Annotated in this window: 16 protein-coding genes; 4 read left to right on the top strand and 12 right to left on the bottom strand. The window is 59.2% G+C overall.

Translation table 11 applies throughout. The annotated features are described in order from the left end of the window. Positions 1 to 35 precede the first annotated feature (35 nt). From PSN43_RS08035 to PSN43_RS07995, 9 genes are all read right to left on the bottom strand, one after another. Positions 36 to 2,534: a 2-oxoacid:acceptor oxidoreductase family protein gene (locus PSN43_RS08035; protein WP_272700208.1), complete on the bottom strand. Its 2,499-nt coding sequence runs from the start codon at positions 2,532 to 2,534 to the stop codon at positions 36 to 38. A gap of 64 nt (positions 2,535 to 2,598) precedes the next feature. Continuing rightward, complete coding sequence (locus PSN43_RS08030) at positions 2,599 to 3,828, bottom strand: Glu/Leu/Phe/Val dehydrogenase dimerization domain-containing protein (protein ID WP_272700207.1); 1,230 nt, start codon at positions 3,826 to 3,828, stop codon at positions 2,599 to 2,601. 292 nt (positions 3,829 to 4,120) lie between these two features. Beyond that, positions 4,121 to 5,035 (bottom strand): NAD(P)/FAD-dependent oxidoreductase, encoded by a 915-nt coding sequence (locus PSN43_RS08025; RefSeq protein ID WP_272700206.1) that lies wholly within the window; start codon positions 5,033 to 5,035, stop codon positions 4,121 to 4,123. Between the two features lie 17 nt (positions 5,036 to 5,052). Further along, positions 5,053 to 5,367 carry a thioredoxin family protein gene (locus PSN43_RS08020; RefSeq protein WP_272700205.1) on the bottom strand — a complete coding sequence of 105 codons (315 nt, stop codon included), beginning with the start codon at positions 5,365 to 5,367 and terminating at the stop codon, positions 5,053 to 5,055. A 17-nt stretch (positions 5,368 to 5,384) separates the two neighbouring features. Next, the gene (locus tag PSN43_RS08015) at positions 5,385 to 6,062 is read right to left on the bottom strand and encodes a Crp/Fnr family transcriptional regulator (RefSeq protein ID WP_272700204.1); all 678 of its coding nucleotides are present in this window, start codon (positions 6,060 to 6,062) and stop codon (positions 5,385 to 5,387) included. 39 nt (positions 6,063 to 6,101) lie between these two features. Further along, on the bottom strand, positions 6,102 to 7,661 hold the full coding sequence (locus PSN43_RS08010; protein ID WP_272700203.1) for a sulfatase: 1,560 nt from the start codon (positions 7,659 to 7,661) through the stop codon (positions 6,102 to 6,104). 17 nt (positions 7,662 to 7,678) lie between these two features. After that, the gene (gene nhaC / locus PSN43_RS08005; protein ID WP_272700202.1) at positions 7,679 to 9,106 is read right to left on the bottom strand and encodes a Na+/H+ antiporter NhaC; all 1,428 of its coding nucleotides are present in this window, start codon (positions 9,104 to 9,106) and stop codon (positions 7,679 to 7,681) included. A 1,077-nt stretch (positions 9,107 to 10,183) separates the two neighbouring features. Then, entirely contained in the window at positions 10,184 to 10,864 is a 681-nt protein-coding gene (locus tag PSN43_RS08000; protein WP_272700201.1) for a PEP-CTERM sorting domain-containing protein, read from the bottom strand. A 409-nt stretch (positions 10,865 to 11,273) separates the two neighbouring features. Continuing rightward, positions 11,274 to 12,335 (bottom strand): TOBE domain-containing protein, encoded by a 1,062-nt coding sequence (locus tag PSN43_RS07995; protein ID WP_272700200.1) that lies wholly within the window; start codon positions 12,333 to 12,335, stop codon positions 11,274 to 11,276. Between the two features lie 157 nt (positions 12,336 to 12,492). Between PSN43_RS07995 and modA the strand changes: the two genes are divergently transcribed. From modA to PSN43_RS07975, 4 genes are all read left to right on the top strand, one after another. Next, on the top strand, positions 12,493 to 13,227 hold the full coding sequence (gene modA / locus PSN43_RS07990; RefSeq protein ID WP_272700199.1) for a molybdate ABC transporter substrate-binding protein: 735 nt from the start codon (positions 12,493 to 12,495) through the stop codon (positions 13,225 to 13,227). Between the two features lie 3 nt (positions 13,228 to 13,230). Continuing rightward, a complete protein-coding gene (locus PSN43_RS07985; RefSeq protein ID WP_272700198.1) occupies positions 13,231 to 13,899 on the top strand; it encodes a molybdate ABC transporter permease subunit in 669 nt (222 codons plus the stop codon). Between the two features lie 8 nt (positions 13,900 to 13,907). After that, positions 13,908 to 14,633 (top strand): Rossmann-like domain-containing protein, encoded by a 726-nt coding sequence (locus PSN43_RS07980; protein WP_272700197.1) that lies wholly within the window; start codon positions 13,908 to 13,910, stop codon positions 14,631 to 14,633. 300 nt (positions 14,634 to 14,933) lie between these two features. Continuing rightward, on the top strand, positions 14,934 to 15,506 hold the full coding sequence (locus tag PSN43_RS07975) for a DUF922 domain-containing Zn-dependent protease (protein WP_272700196.1): 573 nt from the start codon (positions 14,934 to 14,936) through the stop codon (positions 15,504 to 15,506). A gap of 341 nt (positions 15,507 to 15,847) precedes the next feature. On the opposite strand, the gene PSN43_RS07970 is transcribed toward PSN43_RS07975, so the two are convergent. From PSN43_RS07970 to PSN43_RS07960, 3 genes are read right to left on the bottom strand one after another with little or no spacing between them, the layout of a single operon-like run. Next, a complete protein-coding gene (locus tag PSN43_RS07970) occupies positions 15,848 to 18,178 on the bottom strand; it encodes an FAD-dependent oxidoreductase (RefSeq protein ID WP_272700195.1) in 2,331 nt (776 codons plus the stop codon). Positions 18,179 to 18,208: 30 nt separating this feature from the next. Beyond that, a complete protein-coding gene (locus tag PSN43_RS07965; protein WP_272700194.1) occupies positions 18,209 to 19,843 on the bottom strand; it encodes a glutamate synthase-related protein in 1,635 nt (544 codons plus the stop codon). After that, complete coding sequence (locus PSN43_RS07960; RefSeq protein ID WP_272700193.1) at positions 19,807 to 20,943, bottom strand: glutamate synthase; 1,137 nt, start codon at positions 20,941 to 20,943, stop codon at positions 19,807 to 19,809. Before PSN43_RS07960 ends, PSN43_RS07965 begins: the two co-directional genes overlap by 37 nt. Positions 20,944 to 21,256 lie beyond the last annotated feature (313 nt).

The raw sequence follows: 21,256 nt of genomic DNA, 5'->3' as shown, positions 1-21,256 counted from the left end.
GCGGCCGGGGCGTGGCCCCGGCCGCAGAAAGGGAGTTAAAGAAGCCTCGTCCCCGCCTTGAACGCCGCGTGGTTGGCGGTCCAGATGGCCGGTTTCGGGCTGATATTCTTGAGAGCCTGAAGCCACAGTCCTTCCGGGAATCCATTGAACGGCGACAGCGTCGACAAAGCGCCCATCATGATTACGTTGGCGATGCGGCCGGTGGCGTCGCCCAATTCCAGCGCCGCCTTGAGCACATCCACGATGATAACGTTGTACGCCTTGAGCTCGTCGGCAATGGCCTCGCGTGTCGGGTAGGCGGATTCGTCCACGCCATAGGGCAGAACCCGCGTCTCCGCCATCAGCACCGTGCCGCCGGGACGCAGCATGTCCACGAACCCGGGGCGCAGCACTTCGCTCATCTCCATGGAGACAAGGCAGTCGACGGTCCCGGGCAGCAGGACGGGCGAAACGACCTTGCCGCAACTGAAGGTGGAGATGACGGGACCGCCCATCTGGGCCATGCCGTGCGTCTCGCCCTTGATGACATTGGTGTCGCCGTATCCCGCCAGAAAGGCGAACTGCGTCAGGGCCTTGCCGAAGAACAGGTTGCCCTGGCCGCCGACGCCGCGGATGGCCACGGCTATTTTTTCCGGCATTGCATAGGAACCGGCTTTCGGCATGGCGATTTCTTCGGGAGCTTCGGGGAGCTCCACGCGGACGGCAGCTTCGGCCTTGACCGGCTCGGCCACGGAGATGGCTCCAACAGGACACATCTGACCGCAGGCGGCGTTTTGGCTCACGCAACCGGAACAGAGGTTGTTGAAGGAGGGCAAACCATCCTTGTCCGCGGTGATGCCGGGGCAGATCTGACACATGCCGCACCGTTTGCACTTGTCCGCGTCTACGGTCATTTTCACGCCCCAGGCCGATTTGGGAACCTTGCGGATGCAGGCCCCTGTAACGACCAGGGTCACGAATTTACCCTCCTCGGCCAGGGCGAGGGCCTCTTTCAGGCCCTTGCGAATGCCCTTGCGGTCATAGCCGCTGACCGTCATGACGGTTGCGCCATGGGCCGCCAGGGAAGCTTGCAGATCGAAGACGTTCTCATCTCCCGCCAAATTGACTGGAGAGGTAGGTCCGGGCTGCCCGCCCGTCATGGCGGTCCAGTAATTGTCGAGAATGACCTTCACGCCGGGGACTTTGCGAAAAACCGTGTTCCGGGTCGCATCCATGCCGGAATGACACTCCGTGCCGTCGCCCAAAAGGGAAATGCACTTTGCAGCCTTGCCGGGATCGGCTTGGACAAACCCCATGCGGTTGCCTTCGGATGCGCCCATGGCCACGTTGGTGTCCAGAGCGTCCATGAAGTAGAGCAAGGTGTTGCAGCCGATGTCGCCGAACACGGCCTCTATATGGCCTTTCGCCCTCATCTGGCGGACGGTTTCCCCGAACAGACGGTACGGACACCCGGCGCAGATCATGGGCGGTCGGCCAAGGGGCGCGATCTTGGCGGCCATGGGCTTTTCCAGGCAGTATCCCATGAGCCCCGCCACGGAGCTCGGGGTCCACTCGGTAAGCGTCTCGTCGCTCTTCTTCCCTTTCACCTTCAGTCCCATGCGTTCCAGCTCGCCTTGCAGATAGCGATAGCCGTCTTCCACCACGTAGACGTCGCCGTCGATGGAGCCGTGGAATTCGCGGATCAGGCTCTCCGGCAAGGGGAATGTGAAGCCGAGGGAAAGGATGTCGATGTCCTCCCCAAGCGACTGTTTCAATTCCCTGACCATCATTTCACTGGCACCGCATGTGATGACGCCGACCTTGCCGCCGCCCTTCTCCCATTTGTTGAGCGCGCTTTTCGCAACCATTTCCTCAAGGGCGGGAATTCGCTCGGTAACGACCTTGTCGTAGTTGCCGCGAGCGAGCGGAGGAAGCGTGTTGAACGCTTTGAGCGGCGTGTCCACCTGGACGCGATCGCGCTTCCGGATGTCCGACAGGCGGACGAGACCTTCGGAATGGCAAAGGGTCCCGCTGGCCAGAATGACGCAAGGAGTCTTGTACTTGCGGCTTACATCCGCCGCTATTTCAGCCGCTTCATGCATTTCCTGATGATTGCGCGGCTCGAAAATGGGAGTGAAGCAGCTTTTGATGAAGGGACGGGGGTCCACCAGGTGCTGGGTGGAACTCGGGGTGAAATCGGACGCCAGATAATACACGAGCGCCCCTCTTTCACCGTTGAAGAACGCGGCGCTCGAAAACGGGTCGCCGGCCTGGAACAGTCCGGGAATCTTCATCGTGACGACGCAGTCCTCACCGGCCAGGGAATGCCCGTGCGCCACGGAGGCCGCGACCGCTTCGCTGACGGACCAGCCCACGGTTATCATGTCCTGCACGTTGCTCAAGCCCTTGTCTATGACCTCGGTGGACGGGGTCCCGGGGTAGCCGTCGACGGCGTGTATGCCGGAACGGACACACCCCACGGCAAAGGCGATGTTGCCTTGCAGCACGTTGGCTTTTCCGGCCTCATCGGTACAAAGTTGTTTTATCGGGTTCATACCTCTATCTCCTGTTTGAAGCCTGCGGCTCCGAATGATTGGGGGGAAGAGAACACGAGCCGCGCTAGGCCATCAGTTTATGCAGGACGTTTTCCATTGCGGCCGCCGACAGGTGATTCCTCTCGGGCACATGCTGCATGGTCTCTTCAAGCGCGTGGCGAATGGTGTCCGACACGTCCTGGAAGATGGCGTCCGCATCCAGGTCGACCTTGTTGCTCATGAGATAGTTGAAGGCGCGGGCCATGCCGCAGTTGGCGATGAAATCGGGAATGACGTCGACGACGCTGTCCGCGTACTCCGCCGTTTCACCGAAGAAGATGTCTTCATCGATGAAGGGAACGTTTGCGCCGCAGGCTATGACTTCGAGGCCGTGGTCCTTCATGGTCTCCACCTGCGCCCGCGTGACCAGACGCGAAGCGGCGCACGGCAGGAAAATGTCCGCTCCGACCGACCATACGCGGGCTTGTGTTTCTTCCGCAGTGAGGAGGTCGTCCCCGACGAGAGTGTTGCCGGTCCGCTTGAGCAGCAGTTCCCGGACCTCTTCCACGGTCAGGCCCTCCTCTTTCACCAGACCGGCGTTGCGGTCGATGATGCCCACTATCCTGGCACCATTGGCGGCAAGATAGTAGGCGGCGGTTCCGCCCACGTTCCCCCATCCCTGGACGATGACGCGCTTGCCTTCAAGGTCCTGCTTGCGGAAGCCGTACAGATGACGGACCGATTCAGCGACGCCCCATCCGGTAATCAGGTCGGCGACCAGATACTTCTTCTTGGAGTCGGGGGCGTATTTGGGAGAGGTCACCGGCATACTGACGCCGCCGCGGAGCTGGCTGATCTTCTGAATTCGCAACATGTCGGTGGGATGGAAGTGCCCATTGACGATGCCTTCCTGGGGATGCCAGAGGCCGTAGCCCTCGGTGATGGGGATAACGTCCTTCACTTCACAGATGTTCATGTCGCCGCCGGTCCCGTAATAATTCTTCAGCAGCGGCATCACGGCCTTGTACCAACGCTTGAGGACATCAACCTTGCGCGGGTCCGCCGGGTCGAAATCGATGCCGGACTTGGCGCCCCCGATCTGCGGACCGGACACGGCGAACTTGATTTCCATCGTTTTGGCGAGAGAAACGACCTCATGCTTGTCGAGGCCTTTGCGCATCCGGGTTCCGCCGCCGGCAGCTCCTCCGCGCAGGGAGTTGATGACGAGCCATCCCTTTGCCTCCGTCTCGGCATCATTCCATTCGAAAACGATCTCAGGTTGCTTTTGTTCAAAGGTCTTAAGCAGTTCTTTCATTTTCTCAACTCCAAATCAGTTTACATGATGATTTAAATATTGAGCCAATTTGGCCGCAAATCCGGCAAGCAGGGAATCGTCCAGATTTTTACATTGGAAGTTAGCGCCATCTACTGAAATAACAGGCGTTTTACCTTTCAACCCCTGCCTTGCTATCTCCAGGTAACAGGTGGTTACTCGAACACAAACCGAGACCCCTTCGTTTTTCAGAAGGCTCCGGAGCCGCTTGGCGGCCCGTTCAGCTCGGTTTGTGTCAGGGTCCAGGATCGTGATCGTTAACCCTGACATGGACCTACCGCGTACTGTGTATGAAGCGTTCGGCTTCCAGCGCCGCTATAGTGCCATCCGCCATCGCCGTGGTGATCTGACGATATTTCTTGGGCCGCACATCTCCGGCTGCGAACACGCCGGGCAGGGAAGTCGCCATGACGTCATTCGTAATGATATAGCCATGTTCGTCGAGAAGCAGTTGCCCGGAAAAGGCGTCGGTGCCGGGCTGTTGCCCCAGGAACACGAACACGCCGTCACATTCCAGCTCCCTCTTTTCACCGGTCTTCATATCGCGAAGGGTAACGGATTCGAGTTTGCCGTTTCCGTTCAGCGACAGGACTTCCGTGGAGTGCAGCGTGGTGGCGTTTCCCCTGGCCGCCAATGCGGACTGCGTGGACTGTGCGGCGAAAAAGCAATCCATTCTTTCCACCAGGGTCAGCTCGCTGACGCCGAGATCGAGCAAGGAGATCGCCTCGTCGAACCCGCTGTTGCCGCCTCCCACGATGAGCACTTTTTTGCCGACGTAGGGCGCACCGTCGCAGATGGCGCAGTAATGAACCTGTTCACAGTCTCCGGCCGCCGGAAGAGGAACCGGCTTGCGGCCGGTGGCGACAATGACCGCCTTCGCCGTATAGGTCTCGTCGTCCGCCATGATTTTCTTTACACGCCCGGCAAGCTCCATGGAGTCGATGCAAGCGGCTTCCTCGACGGTCACTCCGAACGATTCCACCTGATTTTGCATTCTCTCCATGAGTTCCATGCCGCCGACGGAGACATAGGAAGGCATGTTCTCCACCACTCTTGTCCAGTTGACCAGCCCGCCACAGGCGTTTTCATCCAACAGCAGGACGTCCAGATTCGCCCGGGCCGCATATACGGCCGCGGTCATGCCCGCGACGCCGCCGCCAAGTATTATCACGTCATATTCGTTGTTCATGATCGACTCCGCCGCGATTACAGGGATGCATGGAGCGCTTTCAGCTCACGCGGATTCATGAGGCCGGAATGAATGTTCGCCACTTCGCCGTTCCGGATGAAGACCAGCGTGGGAACCCGCTCGAAACCAAGTTCCGCCATCAGCTCTCCCCTGACTTCGCTGTCGACGCTGTACAGTTCGGTTTCAGGGGACTTGTCGCCGAATTTCATCAACGCCTTTTCCATGTTCTTGCAGTGCGGGCAAAGCTCCTTGAAAAAGATGACGATGGCGTCATTGTAGGAACTGAAAAGCCCGGAAGAGGCCTGCTCTGTGATATTTTTTATTTCACTCATTGCTTTATCTTTTTCTGTTAATGGTATGCGATGGCAGTAAGGGCATCGATGTCCAGGATCTGCAATTTATTCTCGCGCAATATCCTTATGAGCCCATGGCTCTCCAGCGATTTGAACGTCTTGTACAAAGTGGCTCGGTGCACTCCCAATATGGAGGCAATATCCTGCATACGAAGCGAACCGAGCGAAACGATGTCATTTGAAGGCAACTCCATCGAGTTGAACCGCAGAAGCACGAACTTCACGATCCGCTGCTCCAGAGTGTCGAGCCCCAGCGAAGCCAACTGATTGCTGAGAACGTTCACCTTATGGGAAAGCGTGTGGATGATGTCCTTCGCAATGCAGGGGTGCGTTTCCAACATCCTGTCCACCGTCTCCTTGCAGAAGGAGTAGACCACGGCATCCTTGTGGCAAATAAAAGAACTGTCGATCGGTTCCCTGGTGAAAAAGGGCACTTCACTGAAGAGGGAATTCTGTTCCACATGCATGATGATCTTCTCATTGCCGTCCACGGACGTTCGCTTCATGGACACGGTGCCAGACTGAAGATACCGCAGCTCCGTCACCAGCTCCCCCGCAAAGACAATATGTTCACCGTGCTTGAACTCCTTGCGAACACCCAGGCCCAAAACCTTGTTCCAGGCGTCACTATTGACCTGGATTCGCCAGAACTCGTTTATGTGCGGCGTCTGCATATTGTCTCCTGTGCGGGGAAGCCTGCCTTGCGCGGATTCTTAGGTGGTTCGCAGTTCCCCGATGTACAATTTCAGTTTCTGAAGCAATTCCTTGGCCTTCTCGGGATTGCTCTTGATGATGTTCTCCAACTGGAAGGGGTCCTTGCGGCGATCAAAGAGTTCGTCGGTATGCGGCACCGAGACTTTCGCCCCGGGAACGCAAGTCCACATTTCCTCTTTCATCTCCAATTTCGCGGACTGCGCGCCCGCATTGCCGCCGGAACCGGAACCATCGTAGAATATCTTGTTCATGGAGTCCGTGTCGATTTCCTTTTGTATCCAGTGTATATAGCTGTAATCATGGTCAATAATAGACCAGGACATGCCATAGTAACCGGCAATGGCGAAGTCGCGGACCGTATCGGTCTGGCCGCGCATAATCGGCAGCAGGCTGATGCCGTGCATGTCGTCGGCATCGTAAGTGGAGATGCCCTCGTGTCCGGTCTGCTCCACCGCATCGGTGCCGAGGCCCAAGCCGTCGAGCACGGTGGCGGTAATATCCACGTTCTGGACGAAGGAATCGATGCGCTTGCCGCCCTTCAAACCGGGGACATGAACCATGAGGGGAACATGCACCAGCTCTTCATAAGGCCAGGGACGGCATTTACGCATCAGGCCATGGCCGTGTTCGCCGGCTCCCATGGGCTGGCCGTGGTCGGAAGTGACGATGACCATGGTATCGTCCCAGAGCCCCTGGGCCTTGAGCGAGTCGAAAAGCTTGCCGAGCCACTTGTCGACCAGGGTGACTTTTTCCGCGTAGAGCGCGCGGATGTGGGAGCATTCCTCTTCGGTCATGACCCCCTTGATCTCGGTCCACGGGGCGAGCAGCAGCGGATTGCCCTCGTAATCCGGATCGTACGGGCATGGCTCTTTCTCCCATACGGACGGCGGATCCCACGGCTCGTGGGGATCGAAGGAATCGAGCCAAAGGAAGAACGGCCGTTTGGGATCACGCTTTTCCTTCAGCCAACTGTCCGCCTCGGAGATAACCACCGAAGCATAGTTGTCCGCATCGGAGTTCCAGTTCTGGCGCTGTTTCAGATAGCACTCGGCTTCCCGGATCAAGGATTTGCTGGAGTCGTCGTACTCGCCGTCCTCGCCCTTCTTGAGCCAGTTGGGAGAAAGGTAGTCCTCTCCCTTGAATTCGGCCTTGAGCGGAACATGGCTGAAAGTTTCGTGATCCAGTTCATGGCCGTTACAAAAACGGACATAGTCGAATCCACGGGAATAACCATATTTGGGAAGACGCATCGGCGGAGTGTCATAGACCAACGCCGTCTGCACGTCGCGGCACCAGAGCACGTCGGTTATGGAGGTATCCTCCGTGGTCAGCGGACGCCACCCGCTCTCCGGCAAAGTGTACCGCCCGGTGAGCAGGGCTCGGCGGACCGGAATGGTCGGCAGTCCCTCGCTGTACGCGTTTTCAAACAGGAAACCGTCTTCGGCGAACTTGTCCATGTTCGGCGTTTTGACTTCCTTGTTCCCGTAACAGCCCAAGTAATTGAACTGTAGGGTGTCCAGCATGATGAACAGAACGTTTTTGATTTGGGATTTTGACATTGAACTACCTTATTGAGTTAAGCTGATTCGGAATCGGCCGAGGACTTCAACGAACGAACAGAAGTACCGTCAGTCTTCATGATTCCAAAACCGGTTGCGGCCAAGACCAGAGAGATGAAGGGAATGGTCACGTTAAAAAAGGCGAAGGGAACGTAATCCACCGCGCCTACTCCGAGTATGCCCAGAATATAAAAGGCATGGACCGACCAGGGGACCAAGGGACACCCCAGGGTACCGGCGTCTTCACAAGTGCGGGAAAGCACCTGGGGAGCGATCTTCGCGTCTTTGTAATTCTGGCCGAACGCCCTGCCCGGGACCACCACGGCGAGAATCTGGCTGCCGGTGCCCAGCAGGATGATGTAGGCGGCGCCCAGAGTCGCGCCGACAAGCGAAAGCGCGGAATTCGCGCCCCGCAGCATCGCGTCCAGCAAGACTTCGAGCACGCGGGCCTTTTCGAGAATACCGCCGAAAGCCATACCGCTGGTAAGCAGCAGGATCGTGACCATGACGGACATAAGTCCGCCGCGGGAAAGCAGCGCATTCAATTCCTGGGAGGGAGTCGCCGCCTTGTAGCCCGTCGTCAATTGCTTGGCCAAAACGGAGATGGAGGCTCCGTCATACAAAGCGATGGCCAATGCGCTGACAATACAGATGACCATGACGGGCAGGACGGGCATCCTTTTATAGGCCAGCACCACCATCAATATGGGAGGCAGAAAGGCAATGGGCGAAAGCGAGTAGGTCGCTTCCAGCGATGTGAGGATCGTGTTGATGTTCCCCACGCTGACAAGGTCCCCGGTGTGCATGGAGCCAAGGATGGCGTAACCTGCGATGGAGATGATGGCAGCCGGGACCGTGGTCCACAACATCGAGGCTATATGCGTGAAGAGCGGAACCTCGCAAACGGTGGCGGTGATGTTCGTCGAGTCGGACACGGGCGACATCTTATCCCCGAAGTATGCGCCGGAAACAATGGCCCCCACGGTCCACGCCGGGTTGAATCCCATCGCTCCCCCGACTCCGAGCAGGGCCACGCCGATGGTGCCCATGGTGCCGAAAGAGGTTCCCGTGGCCAACGAGGCCACGCAACACAACACGAAGGTGGACACGAGGAAATGTTCCGGGGCGATGAGCTTGAGCCCCCAGTAGATGATGGCTGGAATCGTGCCGGACGCCATCCAGGAAGCGATGATCATGCCGACAAGCATCAGAATAGCCACGGCGATTTGGATACGCCCCACGGCCGCGAGCATTCCTTCCTGCAACTCCTCCCACTTATAACCGATTTTCAGAGCCATGATGCCTGCGACGGCTACGGCCACAAGCAAAGGCAACACAGGCGGACGCACTCCAACCACGACCGTCCCATACAGAATAATTGCGACAGGAACTGCGAAGGTTAAGAAAGCCCACAGTAGAGATGGTTTTTTCCCGTCTGAACTCATTTCCTCTCCCTTTTTTGGCATATAGGTTACTGATTTCCCACAACATTATTTTGAGCAAATTGCCAAAACGCTTGTAAGATCCATGCAGTTCAGTTGCCTAGTCTTGCCTGTACGATAGGTCCAATTACAGAGTGTGTCTGTTGCCTAGGCAACATAGACTGAACAATCGGACTTTTTTTTTGCAGGCGCACAGCTTCAATCTTGAAAACGTGCGGCACTGCGGCAACCCACTGCGCAGCCAAGCCATCTGCTTCGGCTTGGCCGGGATAAAACGACGTCCCCCAAGAGGTATTCAATACGACCGAAAAGCCCGCCCCAAGTCTTTGGCGACAGCCCTTGCCCGCAAGACCTCGGCCGAACGCAGCAGGCCAAGGAATACTTCCCTTGGCTCTCTCGTTACGTGCAGTGCCGGGCACTTGCAGACTTTAATGGTATGGTATGCGCTGACGCGGAGGCTTAACCTGAAGTCGTTCTGATCTGACAAGTCCTCTTAAAAACGAAAGGTTCCCTCTTTTGATGAAAAGAGCAAAGAACCATCAAACCGAGCTCGTGGCTCGAAGGAAAACGCCGTGTCAGTTTCAATCACAACGACATAAAACACAAGGACGGCTTGCACTATCCCGAGGGGAAAACCAATCTCATCCCCGGGACATGCCGACCGAAATACATCATTTCACTTTTGAACCGACGGTTCGGCCCCAAGGGGCCGAAAAAGACTTGAAAGCAAAGGCATGACTAAGGGAAATTCAATTCCTCCATATCCGGCATCATCCCGCCAAAGCGGTCGTTTCCCGACGAGGCATTCCATGCGGCAGCCTCCCCCGATGGACAGGAAGAGGGAATTACCTTCAGCTTCCTGGAAAGGAGAATCAGGCGTTGAAAGCCGCTTCGCGGCAATAATCGGGTGATTTCGCCTCCGGCGGGCAAGGGTTCGCACCCTTGCATCCCATGTAAGCGCCTTTGGCGCGGGCTATTTTCGTCCCGCGGCGTTCCACCGCGCAAGCAAGGATTTGGATATATAGGTTCAAAAAAAAAGGGCTCCAACGAGTTGGAGCCCTTTGAATTCTTTTCGAATGACTAGGCGTTGCGACGCTTACGGGCGTAAGCCAGGAACCCGAGCAGGCCGATTCCCATCAGGATGAACGAACCCGGTTCGGGAACGGGAGCGCCCGGATCGCCGGGGGTAACGGCGCCAAAGGTGATGTCGTCAAAACCGATCTGATTGATGACACCCGCGAAGCTGACCGAATAGGCGGTTCCTTCAAAACCGACGCCGATGGGCACGAAGGGGCTGAAGGAGCCGTTGGGATCGCCTCCGTCCTGCGGAGTGATGGCCAAATCCAAGGTGGCGAGCAGGTCGCCGGTGCCGCCGAGACCGCTCCACACGCTCACTTGGCCAGGGTTGCTGATCGCGGAATAGAAGAAGGAGAAGCCGGTATCGAATCCCGCGGCGAGACTCATGACGGCCGCGTCACCGTTCAGGAAAAAAAGAATGGTGTCGGGACTGGGCTCGTTGCCGAAATTGCCGCTGCCGCCCGCGTCGGAATCGATGAGGCTCAAGGCGTTGTCGCTGAAAGAAACGCCGTAGTCCGTTCCGGAATACCCCATGGAACTTGTTCCACCGTTGTAGAAATCAAGAACCTGGTCCTGATTCCCCAAGCCCTCAAAATCGAGAACGAGCGCGTGGGAAGGCGTCACGAGAAACAAACACATGACCAATGAAGAGAACAATGTAGCAGCACAGTATACCTTATTCATAGCAGCCTCCTGGCGGTAGTATTCCCCAACTACCGACAGTTAAAGCAATCACTATACCAAAAATGAATACCATTTTATTTCAATTAGTTATCACGAAAAAAATAAAGACAACGCGTCGAATTTCTTTACATTTAAACAGAAAACTTTACTTTGTCGGCTGAATGCCATCCTCTTGAAGTCGGAAACCGACGGATATTCCTTGGACGGAATCCCCTGGACTGAGGATATATGGACTGCAACGAGGCATCTTTCCTTATAAACCAGCCGAGTTAGCCAATTCACCCGGGGCCCCATTCTCCGCTCACGCCAAACAGCGCAGGACAGCCGGGCGCGCCGAAAGGTCATTCGCCGTGTCCGACAAAACGCCGCTCGGGCACAATCTCGAAATGGGATTAACGTCCGTAACCGTCTATAATTGCACGGTATTCAAAACGACCGACATGGCTTTGAACCAAAACTCGACCTCGTCGCCGGGCTGAAGCGCCAGGTCCCGGGCGCTGAGGGCGGAAATAAGGGCGCAGACGTCGGTGCCGTCCGAAAGACGGCCCAGGACCTCGGTCAGGACAGGGGTATCCGTGACCCGGATAATTTGGGCCTCCAGCCGATTTCGCGCGCTGCCGGAAATTTGCTCGGCCCGACGCAGGACATTGACCAAAGGGGCCTTGACCGTGGCGACGACGGGGCTGCCCGGCTGAATTTTCAGGTTGCGCAAGGAATCCAGGGTGATAACCGCGCAAATCTTGAGATTGGAACGGGTCTCCAGGACCACCTGGGCCATGACCTGGTCCGTGTCGACCTCGATGACGTGTCCCAGGAAGGAGTTGCGGGCCGAAGTACGCCTGCGCATGGCCTCGTAGGCGGTGCGCACGATGGACTGTACATCACCCGGCGAGAACTGCTGGAAGTTGGCGGTCAAGTCCAGGGAGGACTGGCCCAGGACCTCTTTGACGATGGTGATGGGCACGCCGCTGCGCAGCATCTCCACGGCCCTGGTGTTGCGCAGGGACTTGGGACAGACAAGGTCCTTGGACAGACCGCACTCCTTGCCGCGCTCGTAGCAGATGCGCCGGAAATAACCGGGGTCCACCCTGAACAGCTCCCCGTGAAGCCCACAGCCCATGGGGCTTTCCAGGAATGCGGCCAGTTCGGCGAAAAACTCTTCGGGCAGCGGGACCTCGCGGACCCGATCCTCCTTCCCCAACCGCACGAAAGGCCCCTTGGCGTCGAACGCTTCGGCATCATCCAGGGACAGGATTTCCCCGAGGCGGGCGCCGGTATGGCGGACAAGCTGGAAGACCAGCCAAAGCCTGGTCCTGGCCCGAACGCTGTCCATGCGCCGGGCCGAATCCTTCCATTTCCTGAAGGATTCCTCCAGAGCATTCATCTGCGACGGCTCAAGGTAACTCACTTGATCCGAAACACTGAAAAATTCGCGGGGGCACACCTTGCCCGAAACCCTGTCTTCTCGCATGAAACGATCACCTGCCGTAGTATCACGCCTTTATCCATTCGCGTGACTTGGTTGCGACATAACAGCACAGAACATAGGTAATTTAACGACGGGGCACAACCCGTTCGCGAACCGCACACCCCGCCGCGTTCGGCGCGGCGACGCAAGGAGAACCGCCATGTACCGCTTTCGTATCTGTGCCGTCATGCTCACCCTGCTTCTCGCCCTGCCCACGAGCGCCTTTTCCGGCGACAAACTCGTCCTGGCGGCCGGAGCGGGCTACAAAAAAATGGTCAACGCGCTCAACGCGGCCTACGAGAAAAAAACCGGCCGGTCCATGGACCTCATTTACGGAAACATGGGGAGAGTGACCACGCTGGCCAAGGAAAGCGGCAAGGTGGACATCGTGCTGGGCGACCGACAGTTCCTCATTGTTCGCGCGGCCCTGCCCGTGACCGACGAAACCGAGTTGGGCCGGGGCAAACTGGTCCTGGCATTCGCCAAGGGGTCCGAATTCTCGAAGGAATCCGACCTGGACAATCCCAAGGCCGGGCGCATCGCCCTGCCCGACACGAGCAAGGCCATCTACGGGAAGGCGGCGCGGGAATATCTGCTGACGACCGGCAGGCTCCCGGACATCAAGCCGAGACTGGTGGAAGTCGCCACCGTGCCCCAGGTATTTTCCTACCTCGCCACCAACGAAGTGGACATGGGCTTCATCAATCTGACCCACGCCCTCAACGTCCAGGACAAGCTCGGCGGCTACATGGTCATCGACGAGAAGAACTACTCGCCCATCAGCATCATCGCCGCCGTTCTTGAAAGTTCCGCCAACAAGGAACAGGCCAGGGCGTTCCTCGATTTCGTCAAGACCGCCGAGGCCCAGGCCATCGTCAGGGCGAACGGCCTGTAACACATGGATTTCCTCGGAATACTGGCCCAGCCGGAAACCATCAACCCACTCCGGCTCACTCTGAAGGCGCTGGCCGCTTCCGGCGTCCTGCACCTGGTGGGCGGCGTGCTCATCGCCTACTACCTGACATCAGGCAAGGGACCGTTGCGCTCGGCCGTGGATTTCCTGGTCACGCTGCCCCTGGTCTTTCCGCCCGTGGCCACCGGGTTCATCCTGCTCATGCTCCTGGGCCGGGCCGGATGGCTCGGGCAGTACTCGCCGGTGGACATCGTCTTCAACTTCCCGGGCGTGGTCCTGGCGTCTTTCGTGTCCGGGCTGCCGCTCATGGTCAAGCCCGTGGAGGCCGCCCTCAGGGGCGATGTGCGCAGGCTGGGAGAGATATCCCAGGTCCTGGGCAAAAACGATTGGCAAACCTTCTGGCTGGTGCTGCTGCCCAACATCCGGCGCAACGTGACCGCGGGCTGGTTCCTGGCCCTCGGGCGATCCCTCGGCGAGGTCGGCGTCACGCTCATGCTCGGCGGCAACATCATCGGCAAGACGAACACCCTGTCCCTTGAAATCTACAACGCGGTCTTCAGCGGCGAATTCGATCGCGCCATGGTCCTGGCCGTGGTCATCGGCCTGTTCTCGCTGACCATCTTCGCCGCCCTGAAGAAACTATCCGCAGTCTAGGAGACGCAATGAAAACCATACTCGAAACAGTGCATGAACGAGCCCTCGAACTCTGGACCAAAGAAGATATCCTGAACGAGAGCATCACCGTGACCGCCGCCCCCCTGAGCGTGAAGGACGCCATCGGAACCCCCGAAGGGAACGACTTCCCCATCCAAAAAGGCAAGGAAAAACTCATGGAGGCCAATTTCCGGGGAGCGCGTGGCCAGGCGTTCACCGATCACTACGGCAACTATTCCGGCACATTGGCCCGAATCGCCGAGCTTCCCCTGGACGACAACTTCCACCGCGCCGTGTTCGTCTCCACCACCAATGCCGTATGCAGCTCCCTGGGGTTAACCGGAAACACGGTCCACTGCCGCGACAAAGGCCCCGCCGAATGCGCCAAGGGCGTCTTCCGGTACATCGACGAGCGGTACGGCAAATGCCGCGTCACCATCATTGGATTCCAGCCCGCGCTGGCCCAGGCCGTGAACGCGGAAACCGACGTGAGGCTGGTGGATCTGGACCCTGACAACATAGGGCAAACCAAACGCGGCGTGCTGGTGGAAGGCGGGGAGACATCCGCCGACGCCATCGACTGGGCCGACCTGTTGCTCGTCACCGGCACGACCCTGGCCAACGGCACCATCGACATGTTCCTCACAGGCAAACCCGTGCTGTTCTACGGCACGACCATAGCCGGAGCGGCCGCACTCATGGGATTTGATCGCTACTGTCCGCAGAGCAGCTAGGGGGTCTCCTCCATCACCTCCCCGGCTGCGGGGAAGGGTTTCCGTTTGCCGCACGGAAACCCTTTCCCAAGGCGGACAACGCACCTTTTCCTTTTTCGCCTCGTCAAAATCGGCGGCCAGTTACGGCCCGCCCCGGCAAAACAGTAGCCCCCCTCTCGACCATCCCGGCCTTCGATGATACCATGCGATCAGGCAACGGACCGAATCCCGGGCCGGACGACAGACGCCGCGCCGCCTGCCATGCCGCCCGATGCGATCCCAGGACACGGCATTTAAAAACCAACCCACGGACCAGAAAACATGATGAAACGACTGTCCGTCGCCCTTGCAGCCCTTCTCCTCACAGCCGTCCCGGCCCTGGCCGACGTGGTGCGCACCGTGTCCACGGAATACTATCTGGTGGAAGGCCTTGTGCCCTCGACCATAGCCCGAAACCTCAGGCACAGCTCCCCCCTGAACGAAGGGAGCAAGGCATACCAGGCCAACACACGGACCGACATCAGCACTTCCTACGAGATCAAACAGGAGGGAGGGCAATGCAGGGTCACAAACGTGGTCGTGCATCTCCACCTGACCTACCTCTATCCCCGGCTCAAGCACAGCGTGGACTTCGATACCCGAAAATGGTGGAAGAAATTCTACCGCAAGCTTGAGAACCACGAACTCATTCACGGCGAGATATCCACCAAGGCCGCGCATGAAATCAGCGACACCCTGGAAAACCTTCCGCCCGGCGACTGCGACAACTTCAAGAAAGAGGTCAGAGCCGAAATCCGGCGGCTCATGGACAGGATGAAACAGGATCAGATCGACTACGACAGACTGACCCAGCACGGCCTCAAACAAGAACGGAATATGGGCCGCTATCCTTAGCCGCCCCACTCCCCATCCATTCCACCCCCTCAACTCCAAACTCTTTCTGCGCCGTCCTCCCTCAATGGAGGCGGCAACACGAATTTCGGAGAAGCCCCAAAAATAATCTATATCCCCCGCTTTCACGGCGGGACGACGCGGAATCGAAAAAGCCCGCGCCGAAGGCGCATACATGGGATGCAAGGGTGCGAACCCTTGCCCGCCGGAGGCGAAATCATCCGGCTATCGCCGCAAAGCGGCTTTCAATCCCTGTTTTTCGCCCCAGGGAGTTAAAGGGATAATTCCCAAAAAAAGCCGACGGGAGAACTCCCGTCGGCTTTCTGTTTGTATCAACCGCACCGCTATTCCATGGGGGCCGGATTTTTCATGTCCCAGATACCACAGGGACAGGCGTCGGCGCAGAACCCGCAGGCGATGCACTTGTCGGGGTCCACGACCCGCTCGAAACCGCCGTCGGGCAGCTCATTGCGCCTGATGGCGTTCTGCGGACAAAGCGTGTCGCAGATGTAACAGTCGCGGCAGGAGCCGCAACTGGAGCATTCCGCGCCGCATTGATTGGCGTCGCTGAACTCGATAACGCGCGGATCGAAGTATTCGAGCGTCATGCGGGTGTAATCGATCATCTCGCGGGTGTCGCTTTGCGGGCGGCGGTTGTTGAAGATGTCGTCGATCACTTCGGCGGCGCGGCGTCCGTGTCCGATGGCATGGGTCAACAGACCGGGCCTCACGGCGTCGCCGATGGCGAAGACGCGGGAATCGGTGGTCTGATAGTCGTCGTTGACCACTATGTGGCCGCGGTCCAGGGCGATGTTGTCCGGCAGGAATTCCACGTCCGGCTGATCGCCGATGGACATGATGACCGTATCCGCCGGGAGCAGTTCCCCGGACTGGAGCAGGACGCCCTCTTCGGTGATCTCCTTGGTGAAGCAGGGCCACTTGAAACGCGCGCCCACGGCTTCGGCCTCCTTGCGCTCCTTGCCGAAGGAGGCGGGTTCCTGGATGTCGATGAGGGTGATGTCCTCGGCGCCCACGGAGGCGGACACGGTGGCCACGTCGCAGCCCACGTTGCCCGCGCCGATGATGACCACGCGCTTGCCGGAGCGCATCTCGCCCTTCTTCACCTCCTGGAGGAAAGTCAGGGCCGGAATGATACGCTCATGGCCGGGCACGGGTATCATGCGCGGCTTCTGCGCGCCCACGGCCAGGATCACGAAGTCGTACTCCTCGCGAAGCTCCTCGAACTCCTTGGTCTTGAGCTGCTGTTGCAGATGGACATGGGGAATGACCTTGGCGGCGCGCTCGATCTCCTTTTCCACGACCTCCCTGGGCACGCGGGTATAGGGAATGGCCGAGGCGATCTTGCCGCCCAGGGTCTTGGCCATGTCGAAGACGACGGCTTCATGGCCCTTCATGCGAATCTGCCACGCCACGGATATACCGGCTGGGCCGCCGCCGATGACGGCGACGCGCTTGCCGGACAGGGGCGGCAGGGCCGGAATCTTGGACTTGTGCCCTTCCCGGCCGAGCTTGGTGATGTCCACTGCCGCCATGTTCTGCTGGGTGGACCGAGTGCAGCCGTCCATGCACAGGTTCGGACAAAGATAGCCGCAAACCGTAGCCGGGAACGGCGTGTAGGCCAGGGCGAGGTCCACGGCCTCGTCCACCAGCCCGTCGCGGACCAACTGCCAGCGTTTCTGCACGGGCATACCCGTGGGACAACTGGCCTGGCACGGCGCCATGTACTTGCGGTTCTCCCAGACAGGCACGCGGCGGCGAAGATCGCCGTGAACGATAAGCGGGACAGGGGAACGGTCGAGATCGGTCAGGTCGCCGATGATGCCGCCCCTGCCGAGTTCGGCGTCCCATACATTGACCCGGAAGTCGTGCATGGCGCGGCGAACCCTGCCTTTTTTCTCAAAGGGGGTCTTGGCCCGGATGAGCTGCCACTCCTCGCGCCGGGTCAACCGTTTCAGGAGACGCGACCGCTTGATCTTCTTGAGGAACTGCTCGATATGTTCGGTCAGCCACGCCCAGGTGGGGTCATCGATGGGCTCCATGAGGGCATCGGACTGGGAGAAACCGTCGATGGGGCCGCGCACGAAGATGCGGCCTCCGACCATGCCCACGCAGGGACGGTAGCCGATGATGTTGCCGGGGTTCTGGGCCTCGTGGCCGCAGACTACGGCGGTGCCTCCGGCCATGAATTCGGCGAAGTAGTCGCCCACCGAGCCGAGCACCCACAATTCGGGCGCGTCGAAACGGGGGTTGGTCTTGGTCATGGTCATGCCGCGCGAGCCGATATTGCCCGCGATGAAGACCTTGCCCTGCGCCATGGCGTTGCACACGCCGTTGGAGGCGTTGCCGTGAACGATGACTTCCGCGCCCGCGTTCAGCCAGGCCACGTCGTCCGAGGCGGGCCCCATTACCTCAATGGTCGTGCCCGGGAACCCCTTGGAGCCGATGCGCTGGCCCGGGGAGCCGGTAATGGTCACGGAAATGGGCTCTTCCTTGGAAATCCAGAGCCTGCCTCCGATGCCGTGCTGGCCCATGGCGTCAATCTCCAACCGGCGCGCCCCCTGACGGACCGCGTTCTGGATGCGCTCCTCCAGGATGCGGGATTCCACGCGGACACCGTTCTCGTGTCCGTTTATGCGCTGTATTTTCTTAGCCATTGTGTACTCCGATATGTCCTGAGGCTTCGATTAGATAACGTACTTGATGTCCAGGCGGTCCGCAGCGTCCTTGTCCGAGATGCCCAATGCGTCGGACATGCCGACGGGCAGGGATGTGGAGCGGCCGAGGGGCGCGAAGACCTTACGCAGTTCCGTGTCGAAGCTCAGGTAGAAGTCCACCACCCGTTCGGCGACCTTTTCGGGATCGAGACGGCGGTAGACCCTCGGGTCCTGGGAGGTGATGCCCTTGGGGCAGACGCCGATGTTGCAGACGTTGCAACGGTCCTTTTCGCTGCCGAGGCAACCCGCGCCCGCCTGCATGACATACTTGCCGATCTGGACCATGGACGCGCCGAGCATGATAAGGGCTGCGGCGTTGGCGGCCAGATTGCCGTGTTTGCCGATGCCGCCGCCCGCGATGAGCGGAATCTCGTTCTGGGCTCCGGCCACGCAGAGCGCCTTGTAGCAGTCGCGCAGATTGGAGGCGATGGGATGGCCCATGTGGTTCATGGACACGTTGTAGGCCGCGCCCGTACCGCCGTCCTCGCCGTCGATGGCCAGACCCGCCGCATAGGGATTGCGGACCAGGTTGTTGAGCACGGCGAGCGAGGTGGAGGAAGCCGATATCTTGGGATAGACCGGCACGCGGAAGCCCCAGGCCATGGACATGGACTGGATCATCTTGGCCACGGCCTCTTCAATGGAATACTTGGTCTGGTGCGTGGGCGGGCTGGGCAGGGAAACGCCCTTGGGCACGCCGCGGATGGCGGCGATGAGTTTGTTCACCTTGTACCACATGAGCAGGCCGCCGTCGCCGGGCTTGGCTCCCTGGCCGTACTTGATCTCGATGGCGCAGGGGTCTTCCTTCATCTCGGGGATGGCGTGGATGATCTCGTCCCAACCGAAATACCCCGATGCGATCTGGAGAATGACGTACTTGAGGAAGCGGGAACGCAGCAGGCGCGGCGGACAGCCGCCCTCGCCCGTGCACATGCGCACCGGCATGTTCATTTCCTCGTTGAGGTAGGCCACGCCCATCTGGAGCCCTTCCCACATATTCGGAGAAAGCGCGCCGAAGGACATACCGCCGATGACCAGGGGATAGATTTCGCGAACCGGCGGTTTCCAGCCGTTCTCGCGGTAGCACTTGATCTCGGCCTCGGGCGAGAGAACCCTGCCGAGCAGGGTGCGCACGTCGAATTCGTGACGGCCCGCGTCGAGCGCCGGGTCCGTGAGCATGGAGATGCGGATGAACTTGATCTGATCGAGCAAGGATTCGGAATTGTTCCTGCGTCCGCCGCGGGTCCGGGGCTGGCCGCCACGGTTGTTCTGGAACTCGAGCGTGGTGGAATCGTACTGACGGTTCGGCTCGATGGCGTTGTTCGGGCAGACCATGTTGCACATGGCGCAGCCGATGCAGGCATAGGCCGGGTCCGTGCGCTGACGGATGCCGTAATAAGTGGAGAATTCCGTGGTCGGCTTGGCGTTGAGGCCCATGGGCGGCCTGACGTCCCGCTTGCGGAACACGCCCAGCTCAATGGCGTTGACGGGACAGACCGAAGTACACCGGCCGCACTTGGTGCAGGTGTTGATGTCCCACTTGATCTGCCAGGGCAGGTCCTTGCGGCTTAAAGTTGAGGGCGTAATGGGTCTTTCTGGGAGCATTGGAGAACCTCCCGGCAATCGGGTCCGACGATCGCCGTGTCGAGATGCATGGGTTGAAAATCCTTGGTCCTGTCACGATCGGGGATGGCGGCGTTAAGCCCGCATATCTCGGAGGAAAACCCGTAAATGCCGAGCTCTGGATTGCCGCCGACCACGCCGGGCCGGAACTTCTTGCGGTCCTGCGCCATGAACATGGAGCCGTCGGGCAGACAGCCGATGACGCAGTTGGGGCCGTCGATAATCAGCTTGCGGCAGGCGCGCTTGAGATCGGACAGGAATTCGCGGTCCGGGTGATCGCGCATCTCGTCGTCATTCATGGGAGTGATGACGTGCTTGTAGGCGCTGATGTCGAGCCTCAGCCGCTTGGTGGTGTAATGGGCGATGTGGGTAAACACCTCGGAGTCGGACTGATAGCCCTGATACCCCGTGACCCCGCGCGACATGAGGTATTCGCGGATGGGCACGAAGGCGGTGTTCTCGCCGTTGGTCATGGTGGAAATGCCTTCGATAAAGAAGGGATGGCAGGCGTACAGGTTGATGGCGTAGTTGGTGTTCTGCCTGCCCTGCGCCAGGATATGGCGGGCCTGGAGCTCCTCGCGGTCGAGTTTGAGATAGTCGGCCATGGCGAGCGGGTCGCCCACTTCCTTTATCATTATGGTGTCGGGCCAGAAGGAGAAGACCATGATGTCGCCGGACTCCTCGCCCATGGCCCGCAGGCCCAGGCGCATCCGGACCAGATTCTGACTCACCTGCTCCTCGGCCATGCCCTTCCACCCGTCGGGAATCTTAAAGGCGATGGAGGCGTAGGCGCCGCGCCGGGGCGTCCCGGCAGGCGGTTCCACATCAGGGGTGAACGTCGCGGAATACTTGGGCTGGAACCCGTTCTTGGTCATGTAGTCGGACATCCGCGAAAGCCCCTCGTCGGTAAAGATGCCGGACAGGATGGGGTATTCCTTGAGTTCCTCCCACGGTCCTCCCAGACCGCTCAGGAACAATCCCACGCCGGAGCCGTCGTGCCCTTCCTTCATGACGTTCAGGGCATCGATGGCGCGCATGGGTGACACAGGGTCACGGCTTGTGAGCGCAAACAAACGGCACATGGTCTCGATTCACTCCGCTGTTAAAGGTCCCTCGCCCGCGCCGCTTGCAATCGGCAGGACGTAAGTGCGGCACCGGAAAAAATCCAATGATCCCAAAAAATCCGCATCTCGATGGAGCGCATCCGGCAAGGGCAAAAAAGCCTGCGGACCAATCGTCGAATCGGTCGCGGCAGGCTCTTCGGCTCTAACTTTTCACAATTATGCAACTTCCAAGGAGCTATTTACCGTTGAATTGTATTCAGTGTCGATACAAATCCCGGAAGTTAACCATAAGTCAAAACCGCAAGACCTGCAACCGCAACGCATTCATGGT

Origin of the sequence: Desulfovibrio sp. Fe33 (genome assembly GCF_028532725.1) — a bacterium.
Classification (GTDB): domain Bacteria; phylum Desulfobacterota; class Desulfovibrionia; order Desulfovibrionales; family Desulfovibrionaceae; genus Pseudodesulfovibrio.
The sequence above is the reverse complement of the archived record's forward strand: the minus strand, read 5'-3'. Positions and strand labels throughout refer to the sequence as shown.

What these genes read in the sequence shown, in the direction of transcription:
- PSN43_RS08035 (WP_272700208.1), bottom strand. Translation starts at nt 2,534, where the DNA reads ATGAACCCGATAAAACAACTTTGTACCGATGAGGCCGGAAAAGCCAAC.
- PSN43_RS08030 (WP_272700207.1), bottom strand. Translation starts at nt 3,828, where the DNA reads ATGAAAGAACTGCTTAAGACCTTTGAACAAAAGCAACCTGAGATCGTT.
- PSN43_RS08025 (WP_272700206.1), bottom strand. Translation starts at nt 5,035, where the DNA reads ATGAACAACGAATATGACGTGATAATACTTGGCGGCGGCGTCGCGGGC.
- PSN43_RS08020 (WP_272700205.1), bottom strand. Translation starts at nt 5,367, where the DNA reads ATGAGTGAAATAAAAAATATCACAGAGCAGGCCTCTTCCGGGCTTTTC.
- PSN43_RS08015 (WP_272700204.1), bottom strand. Translation starts at nt 6,062, where the DNA reads ATGCAGACGCCGCACATAAACGAGTTCTGGCGAATCCAGGTCAATAGT.
- PSN43_RS08010 (WP_272700203.1), bottom strand. Translation starts at nt 7,661, where the DNA reads ATGTCAAAATCCCAAATCAAAAACGTTCTGTTCATCATGCTGGACACC.
- nhaC (WP_272700202.1), bottom strand. Translation starts at nt 9,106, where the DNA reads ATGAGTTCAGACGGGAAAAAACCATCTCTACTGTGGGCTTTCTTAACC.
- PSN43_RS08000 (WP_272700201.1), bottom strand. Translation starts at nt 10,864, where the DNA reads ATGAATAAGGTATACTGTGCTGCTACATTGTTCTCTTCATTGGTCATG.
- PSN43_RS07995 (WP_272700200.1), bottom strand. Translation starts at nt 12,335, where the DNA reads ATGCGAGAAGACAGGGTTTCGGGCAAGGTGTGCCCCCGCGAATTTTTC.
- modA (WP_272700199.1), top strand. Translation starts at nt 12,493, where the DNA reads ATGTACCGCTTTCGTATCTGTGCCGTCATGCTCACCCTGCTTCTCGCC.
- PSN43_RS07985 (WP_272700198.1), top strand. Translation starts at nt 13,231, where the DNA reads ATGGATTTCCTCGGAATACTGGCCCAGCCGGAAACCATCAACCCACTC.
- PSN43_RS07980 (WP_272700197.1), top strand. Translation starts at nt 13,908, where the DNA reads ATGAAAACCATACTCGAAACAGTGCATGAACGAGCCCTCGAACTCTGG.
- PSN43_RS07975 (WP_272700196.1), top strand. Translation starts at nt 14,934, where the DNA reads ATGATGAAACGACTGTCCGTCGCCCTTGCAGCCCTTCTCCTCACAGCC.
- PSN43_RS07970 (WP_272700195.1), bottom strand. Translation starts at nt 18,178, where the DNA reads ATGGCTAAGAAAATACAGCGCATAAACGGACACGAGAACGGTGTCCGC.
- PSN43_RS07965 (WP_272700194.1), bottom strand. Translation starts at nt 19,843, where the DNA reads ATGCTCCCAGAAAGACCCATTACGCCCTCAACTTTAAGCCGCAAGGAC.
- PSN43_RS07960 (WP_272700193.1), bottom strand. Translation starts at nt 20,943, where the DNA reads ATGTGCCGTTTGTTTGCGCTCACAAGCCGTGACCCTGTGTCACCCATG.